Source organism: Psychrobacter sp. JB193 (genome assembly GCF_002285555.1).
Lineage (GTDB): Bacteria > Pseudomonadota > Gammaproteobacteria > Pseudomonadales > Moraxellaceae > Psychrobacter > Psychrobacter alimentarius.
The window spans coordinates 1-13656 of record NZ_NRGY01000003.1 but is presented as its reverse complement, the minus strand read 5'-3'; the positions used below and the strand labels follow the sequence as shown (position 1 = coordinate 13656).

General features: G+C 47.5%; 2 protein-coding genes. Both read right to left on the bottom strand.

What is annotated here, in order from left to right; translation table 11 throughout:
* Positions 1 to 47: 47 nt before the first annotated feature.
* Complete coding sequence (locus tag CIK80_RS13280; protein ID WP_095570418.1) at positions 48 to 4175, bottom strand: Mur ligase family protein; 4128 nt, start codon at positions 4173 to 4175, stop codon at positions 48 to 50.
* Between the two features lie 268 nt (positions 4176 to 4443).
* On the bottom strand, positions 4444 to 13656 hold a 9213-nt coding region (locus CIK80_RS13275), incomplete at its 5' end, for an Ig-like domain-containing protein (RefSeq protein ID WP_143516802.1).

Here is a 13656-nt window from a genome sequence, read left to right as displayed (position 1 = left end):
GGTAAACCTCTATAAGAATCACTCAAAATTTATGTTCGTATAATAGGTTAAACACACATCTCTATTATTATTTCAGACAATGCATAGCAAGTTTCTCGATTTTCAGCCTCCAAAACAATACTAATGTAGTGAATGTCCTTATCCACCCAGTAATTGATTAAATTAGAGCCGATACCAACCAAATTGCCCGTTTTTAATCCTTTAATATTTATATAAGAACGTATTAATTTATTAGTATTAAAAACTTTTTTATTATTGTATTTAAAAATTTTAAGAGAACAATAGGAAGCAATTGCTGCGTATTGACTGATAAATACTTTGGCAAGCGTACTCATGTCTTGGGCTGTGGTATAAGCCCGTCGTTCAAGTCCTGTACAACTGCTCCAATGACTTTGCGTGAGACCAAGCAAGTGCGATTTACGAACCATATGCGGTACAAAATTGGTTTCGCTACCAGAATGCCAGCAAGCCAAAGCAAAGGCGGCCTCATTAGAGCTGGCGATTAAAGCAGATTTAATAAGTATGATTAATGGTATTTTCTCCCCTTTTTTATAAAACTGATAATACTCACTACTGCCTTTTAATAAATCCACAGGCATCTCAATGAGCGTTTGCGCTGGGTCAATACTGTCCTGTTTGACTTTGTCCCATATCAGCATGACGGTCATTAGTTTCGCCAGTGACGCCATCATTTTTGGGGTGTTTGGCTGAACAGACGTTATAACTTTATGTTCGCTAAACTGATGTTCGTCTAACTCAAAACGTTCCACCAATATGGCGGCATTCGTTTTAACCTCTGTTAACAGCCTATTTTTTAGCCCAGCAGAGTTTGTTTCTTGATTTTGCACAGCATCGTTTTGCTCCCTTAAAAACAGTTTATTAAGACCAATACCGTTAGAGGCTTTGATAAAAACATGGTCATTGTTTTTAATAAAACTAGGTATTTGAGTCGCTAGAGTTTGCGTATCTTCGGCATAATGAGCATGTATATTTGATAATTTAAGCTGGTCTGCCAATACTTTGGTTTGCTCACCGACCAAGATTAAAACTCTAAAATCCATCGCTTCGATAATGGGTGCCAATGCTAAATGATATTTGCTACTGTCATTACCAAGCTCCAACATATCGCCCAAAATCAATACTTTTTGATGCGCGGGTACAGCTAACTGCTGAAAGGTTTCGAGCGCCGATTGCATGGAGAGTGGGTTGGCGTTATATGCGTCGTCATAAAGTGTGATTGCTCGGCCCTGATAAGTGGTATCAAGCACCTGCCCACGTCCAGCAACAGCTGTAAAAGACTCCAATCTAGTGATAGCGTTATCAATTGATAAATGATAATGCTGAGCCACTGCTAAAATAGCCATCGCATTCAGAACCATATGCTGACCACGGGCTGACAAATTCAGCGTATAAGTCTTATGGTCTATTACTATCTGTGCTTGTGCGTCTTCTTTGCTATAGTTTACTAGTCTAATGACAGCGTCATCATGCTTGCCATAGCTAATGACACGAATACCCCAAATGCGTGCGAGACGTTCAATCAGCTCATACTGCTCAATATCTCGGCACACGACGGCTAAAGAACCAGGTGCCATGCCTTCAAAAATACGTGATTTTTTGAGCGCGATATTATCGACATTATGATGATACTCAAGATGCGCAGGGGCAATATTGGTAATCAAAGCCACATCAGGACGCACCAAATCGGTATTGGCAGACATAGACCCAATCGCCATCTCTAACACCCAGTAGTCGTTAGATGGCGGCATACAGGCCAAGTTCCATGCGATACCGACAGGCAGATTTGCACTAGACTGCGTGTAATTGGCCTTGCCAAAACCATTTAGGGTATGCGCCAACATATGAACGGTCGTGGTTTTCCCTGCACTACCCGTAATGCCGATTACTTGACCATCAAACGCCTGCCGAGCATAACGACCAACATCCATCGTCGCTTGGCGCACATTGCGTACGTACAATACAGGAACGCCCATGTCTTTATAGGCTTCCATATCATCCGTGACGATCGCCACAGCGCCCTTTTTTATTAAAGACGCTACCGTTTTTTTCGAGATATAACCCACATCCATTGTCTTGCCTCGAGTCACTAGTATGTGACCTGATTCAAAACTGGGCGGCCAAATGCAAAGACCTGTCGCTGACCAATCCTCTGCTGGTGTGACCAGCCACCTACCCTTGGTTGCCGCTATAAGCGCACGAGGTTTCAATACAGATTGCTTTGGACATAGGCAGTTTACTTGTGGCGGTTGCGAGGTTATTTCATCATTTTTGCGGATGATGGTTTTGGTCTTTTGATACTGTTTGGTCGCTAGTGTCGGATATTGAGCAGTTTTTAAAAGATTTTGATACGCAATCAATCCTGATAAATAGTGCTCCACATCATCAATGCGCACTCTGAACGAATGATGACGAATAAAAAACCCATGCAAAATAGTCTGCGGCGCTTTATAAAACATCGCCATCTCAGGAAAGAAAAAACCATTCATTAAATGATTGGCACGCGCATGTAAAGCCTGATAAAAATGCTGAGTATCAAAACCTATTAATACGTCATGAAACTCTGGATGCTCATCAAGTTTCAATAGCATTTTGTGAAATGCCATCGACAGCTCAAGCAGGGTCGGAAACGTGGTGATACGATTTTTGATAAAATCGGTATAGCCTGCGATGTTATTGACCGCAAACTGAAAATATTTTTTTTCAGGTTTATAAATCACCAGCTCATTTGAGCAGTAAGACAGCCAATGGTCATGAGCGCGGTGGTGCTTGGCTTCGATAAAATAATCAAAGGCACGAGTCACACAATTCAGCCAGCGCTCATCTTTGGTCAAGCCATATAAACGCATCAGTGCAAATGCGGCCTCTCCATCATAATAAATGATGCGATGTTTTGCTTTTAAGGTTAAGTCTTTATGCAATACATGGACAAAGCTACCATCTTCTTGCTGCATCTCAGTGATGCCTAGCGCTAACTTATTGGCCAAATCACGGTATTCATTTGCCAATGGTGTGTCTGCAAATACCTGTAAATATTTAACCAACGCCAATATTGCGACTGCATTGGCACCCAGTTTGATCTCGCCACCCGTATCTATTACATACGCTTTGTCATCATAGGTGTGAATCAATTGATGAGTCAGATAACTCATTGCGCCATCAATATTGTTCTGTATCTCAGTCAAACTTAATTTGGCAGGCGCTGCTACATTGACGCTATCTAAACTGTTAGAACTATTAAGATAACTAAAACCACGGCAGGCTTCATACCCCTCAATCAGTGCATAAGTGCTACTGGCGTGACGCAAGCTATTGTAAGTATTTATCTTGCGATCAAAGCAAGGAAAATATCCATAAACGTATTGACCCGAAGGCTGGACTTGTCTGGCTAAGTACTGCGTGGAATGCTCGATGATAGGTTGAGTCGTGGCAGCCGATAGTGGCAACAGCTTACGATGACCTTTAAATCGTGGCTGTATATCGAGATTATGACAATCTCCCGTATCGCCATCAAGAAACATACCTGCTGTGTTAAAGCTGATTACGGATAAATCATCACGCAAATTGGGTAATTGGCTGCTACCATGGCGCGCCTTAAAGTAGACATCGAGGTTGGTGGTATTTACCTGTGCATGAGCCACGGTATTTCCTGCATAGAGACAAGCGTTGGCATTTAGCTCTGTTTCTGTCAGTAATAACCACGGCTCACGCATGCCTTCAAACGCAATACCTGAGCGATAATAGTTTCTTTTAAAGCGTTTTAAATCTTGCTGTAGATCTGCCCACGTTGTGAATGTTGCCTGATGCAGCCACTCAAGTCTCAGCCACACAATTGGTGCGTCAAACTTTGCTGAGAGTTTGTCTACTTTTGCGTGAATGATAGGCAATATTTTCTCAAAACTTGTAAAGCGATTGGCGCTGTCGGTTTTATCTGCTTTTATCAAGTCATCAACGATGAAAGTAACTGTTTTGGCTTTTTTATACCCATCAGATATAGATAGAACAAAAGTACCAGGTAAAGTGTCCGTGCTACTCGCTTTTATATTATTTTTGTTGTCTATATGAGCAATATGGGTTTGTATCCAATTGTCATAAATGGCTGGAAGATTTTGTTTTAGATGACTCATCAAGCGCTTTATTTTTATAGACTCATCCATGTTTTTATCGTCCCTATTATTTTTCAGTTCCATCGTATTTTTAGTAGTGTTTATTATAAAATCAGGTTAAATAGTCAAATTTTCGGACAAACATACATACAATAAAAAGCTAACAAATTTCCATTTTAAAACTTGAGCTTATCATATCTGATTGTATTCGCTCCACATTTTATATACTTAAGTTCCCCTTATTTTCTATAGCTTATTCAAAAAAAACGCCTCCATTTTGGAAGCGCTTTTCTAAGTTCAGTCAAGGATAAAGTAACTATCAGATGATGTGTGACGCATTTGCGATATTGGCCAAGTTGTCCCAGTCATTACTGGCAATAAGATTAGAGCTATCTACTGTCATGTCAGTCATTTGAGTATCAGTATCTGCTGACTTATTGCTTGTACTATCGACGGCTACCGCTGTTTCGACCGTTTCTTGCCCAGTAAACGCTAGTGTCGTCTTGCCGTCGTCATCCGTTGCAATATCGATATACTGTCCTTCGTCCACCTGTAATACATCACTGAGCATAAAATCACTGTCGATGCTGGTAGTGGTATCATCAACACTATCATTTACGCTTGCTGATAGATCAAGGTTCAGAAGGTTTACCTCTTGTTCATTATCTGCATTGACTCCTAAAATATCAGAATCATCTGAGAGTAAGTCAGAAAAAACCATACTATCTTCAATGCTCATAAGGGCAACAGGAGTTGCAACATTAGGCAGCGTATAATCAAGCGTAATGTCTAAATTTGCCGTAGAGATTTCGCCATTCGGTGCGGTGATGGTATAAGCAAAACTATCAACATCACCAAACGCGCCTGTGAAATTAGCATTGGCTGCGTAGGTATAGCTGCCATTTTGGTTGATGGTCAGTACGCCATAGTCTCCAATGATCTGTGTTCCGGTAGTTGCAGTGGTTACTGCGATACCGTCAACTGCTGATACGACCGTTCCTGCTGTAATAACATCTGTACCATCAGCACCTATGTCGGTAATGACATTTCCACCTCTTGAAGCATTTATTACTGTAGGTGGGCTATAGCTGGTGATGACATCAGACTTAGTAAGGAGCGTAAGGCTGCTCAGTAATGAGACGTCTAAAAGTCCACCATTATTACCGAGAGTAACATAATACGTCCCGCCGTCTTCAAACCTTGATAATGGTAGATCATTTGCGTTCCATGTAGTAGGTAGGGTACCCGAACCAACTAGCCAGTTGGGTATCTCTTGTACTAGCGTAGCCTGAGAACTGCCTGCTTCTACTCTATAGACTAGAAGATCAAAATCACGGTCTCCAACCACGCCTAAGCTTACCAAAGCTCTACCACTACCATCTACCGTTACCTGCCGAGTGGTATTTTCAGCCACGTTGAAAGAAAGTGCATTACCATCATTCAGTAGACTTACATCAATTGTATCCGCGAGAACACCAAGATTGAGAAGTCCTCCGACGGAAGTACTCTTCAGAGCTACAGAAGTAGATGATGTCTGGAAACCTATATTGAGTGCAACTTCATTGTCAAACGCCACTGGTACAGTCGTGTCAACGCTTATAGTAGCAGTTGCAGCGACACTTACATTACCAGCATAGTCAGTTGCCGTTGCACTCAACTGCTCAGCACCCTCACCCATTGCATTAACTTCTGCTTGATCAACGTTCACGCTCCAATTGCCATCAGCATCAACAATCGCATTACCTAGGATATTATTCGAGCCATCAGTTAAAGTGATAGTATCGCCCGACACACCTGTTCCTGTTACCGCAAAACTTGCTGCAGCCTCAGTACCATTAATGATGTTGTCACCAGCGATAGGCACATTGATCGTTGGCGCGTCTGGTGGCGTGGTATCAACGACCGCATCGAGATTGATCACCAACTCTGCTGTATCACTAATAATGCCATCAGAAACTGTATAGGTGAATGTCTCTGATTGGCCTAGTGACGCAAAATCACCATTCGCCGTATAAGTATAATTACCATTGGAACCAATAACTAAAACACCATACTGACCCTGTATAGTAAATACCGTTATACCGTCAACTACTGTAGATGTCGGCTCTAACTGATTGCTGCTACTGTCTATGTCAGTAACTGTCGTACCAGGAGTCACCGTATCTTCACCCGACTCACCTAGGATCGATGCATCAGGATCAATGACATTACCGTTGATTACCGTATCGTCCGCATAATCAAACTCAGTCACTGTCGCGGTAATATCTGTGGTTTCGAGTAGCGTTAAGGTATTGCTAAGCAGCGCTTCAGCAACAGCATCGAGTGCTGGATCGATCACACCACCAAGTAATGTATTTAATACTGTACTTCCTTGAAGTAGACTCACGATTTCACCAGCACCTAACTCTCCTGTTAAACTTAGTGCAGTGCCAAGAACACTATTAACAGTACCACCTATAAGTGAGCCTAGTGAATCTTCAATAGCAGCAAAAACAGCCTCTTGGTTGTCAGGCCCTAAAACAACGCCAGCCTGACCAAGTTCCGCTAGCGTAATATCATCAACTAAAGCTTCTAGAGCGCTACGATCATTACGTACAACGACCGTATAGTCGTCTGGCTCTAGACCAGAGACTGTTGCAGTTAACGTACCATTACCAGTCAACCCCAATAATTCTATGCCTATTACATCGCCCACCAGTGGATCACCACCAGTCGTACCAACATAGACGAGATCGCCATTACTATTGTAAACTTCTATATTGACTGCATCGGCTACTGCTACTAATGCGGTCTGCTGAACTGAGATGTTTACAGTACCACTTGTGCCTTCATTAATCGTAAAGCCAAGACTGCTATTTGCGCCATCATTACCTTCAAGCGCCCCTAGTATGACTAAATCAGAACCACTAACTGGAGCATAGTAAGTCACTTGCAACTGACCTAGATCAAGGGCATCCGAATCATCGCGAGCAGCGAAGGTGGTGTTTAGATCAAAGCCAACAGCAGCACTTGGAATGCCAACATCGCCTACTGCATTTGTTACTGTTGCAACCACAGTATAAGCACCATTATCGCTTATGCCGCCCACACCGTTTGGAATCGTAATTTCAGCAATACCATTTCCACCATTGACATCAAGATCAGCTGCTGTGACTTCATACTCGATAGTAATAGCAGTACCACCAGTAGGTGTTACTGTTAAGGTGACAATATCACCGACTAAAGTGCCTTCTGGTAACGTAACTTGGGTTTGAATACCATCTGCAAACTCTTCCGCATTGACACCATCAAGCGCTTCAGGAATCAACACTGCAGGCGCCATGATATTACCAACCGTGGCGCTGTCGGTACCTGACGGACCAACATTCCCAGCCTGATCAGTCACGTTTGCTGTAACAGTCAACGTTTCACCTTCTGCAAGCAGTGGCACTGAGGTGTCATAGCCATTATCAATCATGTCTTGATTGATAACAGTATCAGCGCCATTGACGGTAAGAGTGTCACCAACCACCGCATTGATCGGTAAGATCACGCTCACAATAACGTCGTTATTATCGTTCAAGTCAAAACCATTAACTAAGTCATCGCCATTGCCAATAATCACGGTTGGCGCATCAGGCGCGGTGATGTCTAGGGCATTGTCTGTGCCTGGATCGGATACGTTACCCGCATCATCCGTTAATGTGGCGCTGACCTCTTCACCATTGGTTAAGGCAGGGTCAAGCACAGCCGTAAAGGCACCGTCTACAATTATGCCTTCAATCACACCATTTGGGGTGGTGATGACAACCGCAGCCCCTTCTTCACCCGTGACGGTCACTGAGTCGCCAGCATCATTGATGATGACCTCTGGCGCATCAGGCGCGGTGATGTCTAGGGCATTGTCTGTGCCTGGATCGGATACGTTACCCGCATCATCCGTTAATGTGGCACTGACTTCTTCGCCATTGGTTAAGGCAGGGTCAAGCACAGCCGTAAAGGCACCGTCTACAATTATGCCTTCAATCACACCATTTGGGGTGGTGATGACAACCGCAGCCCCTTCTTCACCCGTGACGGTCACTGAGTCGCCAGCATCATTGATGATGACCTCTGGCGCATCAGGCGCGGTGATGTCTAGGGCATTGTCTGTGCCTGGATCGGATACGTTACCCGCATCATCCGTTAATGTGGCACTGACCTCTTCGCCATTGGTTAAGGCAGGGTCAAGCACAGCCGTAAAGGCACCGTCTACAATTATGCCTTCAATCACACCATTTGGGGTGGTGATGACAACCGCAGCCCCTTCTTCACCCGTGACGGTCACTGAGTCGCCAGCATCATTGATGATGACCTCTGGCGCATCAGGCGCGGTGATGTCTAGGGCATTGTCTGTGCCTGGATCGGATACGTTACCCGCATCATCCGTTAATGTGGCGCTGACCTCTTCACCATTGGTTAAGGCAGGGTCAAGCACAGCCGTAAAGGCACCGTCTACAATTATGCCTTCAATCACACCATTTGGGGTGGTGATGACAACCGCAGCCCCTTCTTCACCCGTGACGGTCACTGAGTCGCCAGCATCATTGATGATGACCTCTGGCGCATCAGGCGCGGTGATGTCTAGGGCATTGTCTGTGCCTGGATCGGATACGTTACCCGCATCATCCGTTAATGTGGCACTGACTTCTTCGCCATTGGTTAAGGCAGGGTCAAGCACAGCCGTAAAGGCACCGTCTACAATTATGCCTTCAATCACACCATTTGGGGTGGTGATGACAACCGCAGCCCCTTCTTCACCCGTGACGGTCACTGAGTCGCCAGCATCATTGATGATGACCTCTGGCGCATCAGGCGCGGTGATGTCTAGGGCATTGTCTGTGCCTGGATCGGATACGTTACCCGCATCATCCGTTAATGTGGCACTGACCTCTTCGCCATTGGTTAAGGCAGGGTCAAGCACAGCCGTAAAGGCACCGTCTACAATTATGCCTTCAATCACACCATTTGGGGTGGTGATGACAACCGCAGCCCCTTCTTCACCCGTGACGGTCACTGAGTCGCCAGCATCATTGATGATGACCTCTGGCGCATCAGGCGCGGTGATGTCTAGGGCATTGTCTGTGCCTGGATCGGATACGTTACCCGCATCATCCGTTAATGTGGCGCTGACCTCTTCACCATTGGTTAAGGCAGGGTCAAGCACAGCCGTAAAGGCACCGTCTACAATTATGCCTTCAATCACACCATTTGGGGTGGTGATGACAACCGCAGCCCCTTCTTCACCCGTGACGGTCACTGAGTCGCCAGCATCATTGATGATGACCTCTGGCGCATCAGGCGCGGTGATGTCTAGGGCATTGTCTGTGCCTGGATCGGATACGTTACCCGCATCATCCGTTAATGTGGCACTGACCTCTTCGCCATTGGTTAAGGCAGGGTCAAGCACAGCCGTAAAGGCACCGTCTACAATTATGCCTTCAATCACACCATTTGGGGTGGTGATGACAACCGCAGCCCCTTCTTCACCCGTGACGGTCACTGAGTCGCCAGCATCATTGATGATGACCTCTGGCGCATCAGGCGCGGTGATGTCTAGGGCATTGTCTGTGCCTGGATCGGATACGTTACCCGCATCATCCGTTAATGTGGCACTGACCTCTTCGCCATTGGTTAAGGCAGGGTCAAGCACAGCCGTAAAGGCACCGTCTACAATTATGCCTTCAATCACACCATTTGGGGTGGTGATGACAACCGCAGCCCCTTCTTCACCCGTGACGGTCACTGAGTCGCCAGCATCATTGATGATGACCTCTGGCGCATCAGGCGCGGTGATGTCTAGGGCATTGTCTGTGCCTGGATCGGATACGTTACCCGCATCATCCGTTAATGTGGCACTGACTTCTTCACCATTGGTTAAGGCAGGGTCAAGCACAGCCGTAAAGGCACCGTCTACAATTATGCCTTCAATCACACCATTTGGGGTGGTGATGACAACCGCAGCCCCTTCTTCACCCGTGACGGTCACTGAGTCGCCAGCATCATTGATGATGACCTCTGGCGCATCAGGCGCGGTGATGTCTAGGGCATTGTCTGTGCCTGGATCGGATACGTTACCCGCATCATCCGTTAATGTGGCACTGACCTCTTCGCCATTGGTTAAGGCAGGGTCAAGCACAGCCGTAAAGGCACCGTCTACAATTATGCCTTCAATCACACCATTTGGGGTGGTGATGACAACCGCAGCCCCTTCTTCACCCGTGACGGTCACTGAGTCGCCAGCATCATTGATGATGACCTCTGGCGCATCAGGCGCGGTGATGTCTAGGGCATTGTCTGTGCCTGGATCGGATACGTTACCCGCATCATCCGTTAATGTGGCACTGACTTCTTCGCCATTGGTTAAGGCAGGGTCAAGCACAGCCGTAAAGGCACCGTCTACAATTATGCCTTCAATCACACCATTTGGGGTGGTGATGACAACCGCAGCCCCTTCTTCACCCGTGACGGTCACTGAGTCGCCAGCATCATTGATGATGACCTCTGGCGCATCAGGCGCGGTGATGTCTAGGGCATTGTCTGTGCCTGGATCGGATACGTTACCCGCATCATCCGTTAATGTGGCACTGACCTCTTCGCCATTGGTTAAGGCAGGGTCAAGCACAGCCGTAAAGGCACCGTCTACAATTATGCCTTCAATCACACCATTTGGGGTGGTGATGACAACCGCAGCCCCTTCTTCACCCGTGACGGTCACTGAGTCGCCAGCATCATTGATGATGACCTCTGGCGCATCAGGCGCGGTGATGTCTAGGGCATTGTCTGTGCCTGGATCGGATACGTTACCCGCATCATCCGTTAATGTGGCGCTGACCTCTTCACCATTGGTTAAGGCAGGGTCAAGCACAGCCGTAAAGGCACCGTCTACAATTATGCCTTCAATCACACCATTTGGGGTGGTGATGACAACCGCAGCCCCTTCTTCACCCGTGACGGTCACTGAGTCGCCAGCATCATTGATGATGACCTCTGGCGCATCAGGCGCGGTGATGTCTAGGGCATTGTCTGTGCCTGGATCGGATACGTTACCCGCATCATCCGTTAATGTGGCACTGACTTCTTCGCCATTGGTTAAGGCAGGGTCAAGCACAGCCGTAAAGGCACCGTCTACAATTATGCCTTCAATCACACCATTTGGGGTGGTGATGACAACCGCAGCCCCTTCTTCACCCGTGACGGTCACTGAGTCGCCAGCATCATTGATGATGACCTCTGGCGCATCAGGCGCGGTGATGTCTAGGGCATTGTCTGTGCCTGGATCGGATACGTTACCCGCATCATCCGTTAATGTGGCACTGACCTCTTCGCCATTGGTTAAGGCAGGGTCAAGCACAGCCGTAAAGGCACCGTCTACAATTATGCCTTCAATCACACCATTTGGGGTGGTGATGACAACCGCAGCCCCTTCTTCACCCGTGACGGTCACTGAGTCGCCAGCATCATTGATGATGACCTCTGGCGCATCAGGCGCGGTGATGTCTAGGGCATTGTCTGTGCCTGGATCGGATACGTTACCCGCATCATCCGTTAATGTGGCACTGACCTCTTCGCCATTGGTTAAGGCAGGGTCAAGCACAGCCGTAAAGGCACCGTCTACAATTATGCCTTCAATCACACCATTTGGGGTGGTGATGACAACCGCAGCCCCTTCTTCACCCGTGACGGTCACTGAGTCGCCAGCATCATTGATGATGACCTCTGGCGCATCAGGCGCGGTGATGTCTAGGGCATTGTCTGTGCCTGGATCGGATACGTTACCCGCATCATCCGTTAATGTGGCACTGACTTCTTCGCCATTGGTTAAGGCAGGGTCAAGCACAGCCGTAAAGGCACCGTCTACAATTATGCCTTCAATCACACCATTTGGGGTGGTGATGACAACCGCAGCCCCTTCTTCACCCGTGACGGTCACTGAGTCGCCAGCATCATTGATGATGACCTCTGGCGCATCAGGCGCGGTGATGTCTAGGGCATTGTCTGTGCCTGGATCGGATACGTTACCCGCATCATCCGTTAATGTGGCACTGACTTCTTCGCCATTGGTTAAGGCAGGGTCAAGCACAGCCGTAAAGGCACCGTCTACAATTATGCCTTCAATCACACCATTTGGGGTGGTGATGACAACCGCAGCCCCTTCTTCACCCGTGACGGTCACTGAGTCGCCAGCATCATTGATGATGACCTCTGGCGCATCAGGCGCGGTGATGTCTAGGGCATTGTCTGTGCCTGGATCGGATACGTTACCCGCATCATCCGTTAATGTGGCACTGACCTCTTCGCCATTGGTTAAGGCAGGGTCAAGCACAGCCGTAAAGGCACCGTCTACAATTATGCCTTCAATCACACCATTTGGGGTGGTGATGACAACCGCAGCCCCTTCTTCACCCGTGACGGTCACTGAGTCGCCAGCATCATTGATGATGACCTCTGGCGCATCAGGCGCGGTGATGTCTAGGGCATTGTCTGTGCCTGGATCGGATACGTTACCCGCATCATCCGTTAATGTGGCGCTGACCTCTTCACCATTGGTTAAGGCAGGGTCAAGCACAGCCGTAAAGGCACCGTCTACAATTATGCCTTCAATCACACCATTTGGGGTGGTGATGACAACCGCAGCCCCTTCTTCACCCGTGACGGTCACTGAGTCGCCAGCATCATTGATGATGACCTCTGGCGCATCAGGCGCGGTGATGTCTAGGGCATTGTCTGTGCCTGGATCGGATACGTTACCCGCATCATCCGTTAATGTGGCACTGACCTCTTCGCCATTGGTTAAGGCAGGGTCAAGCACAGCCGTAAAGGCACCGTCTACAATTATGCCTTCAATCACACCATTTGGGGTGGTGATGACAACCGCAGCCCCTTCTTCACCCGTGACGGTCACTGAGTCGCCAGCATCATTGATGATGACCTCTGGCGCATCAGGCGCGGTGATGTCTAGGGCATTGTCTGTGCCTGGATCGGATACGTTACCCGCATCATCCGTTAATGTGGCACTGACTTCTTCGCCATTGGTTAAGGCAGGGTCAAGCACAGCCGTAAAGGCACCGTCTACAATTATGCCTTCAATCACACCATTTGGGGTGGTGATGACAACCGCAGCCCCTTCTTCACCCGTGACGGTCACTGAGTCGCCAGCATCATTGATGATGACCTCTGGCGCATCAGGCGCGGTGATGTCTAGGGCATTGTCTGTGCCTGGATCGGATACGTTACCCGCATCATCCGTTAATGTGGCACTGACTTCTTCGCCATTGGTTAAGGCAGGGTCAAGCACAGCCGTAAAGGCACCGTCTACAATTATGCCTTCAATCACACCATTTGGGGTGGTGATGACAACCGCAGCCCCTTCTTCACCCGTGACGGTCACTGAGTCGCCAGCATCATTGATGATGACCTCTGGCGCATCAGGCGCGGTGATGTCTAGGGCATTGTCTGTGCCTGGATCGGATACGTTACCCGCATCATCCGTTAATGTGGCACTGACTTCTTC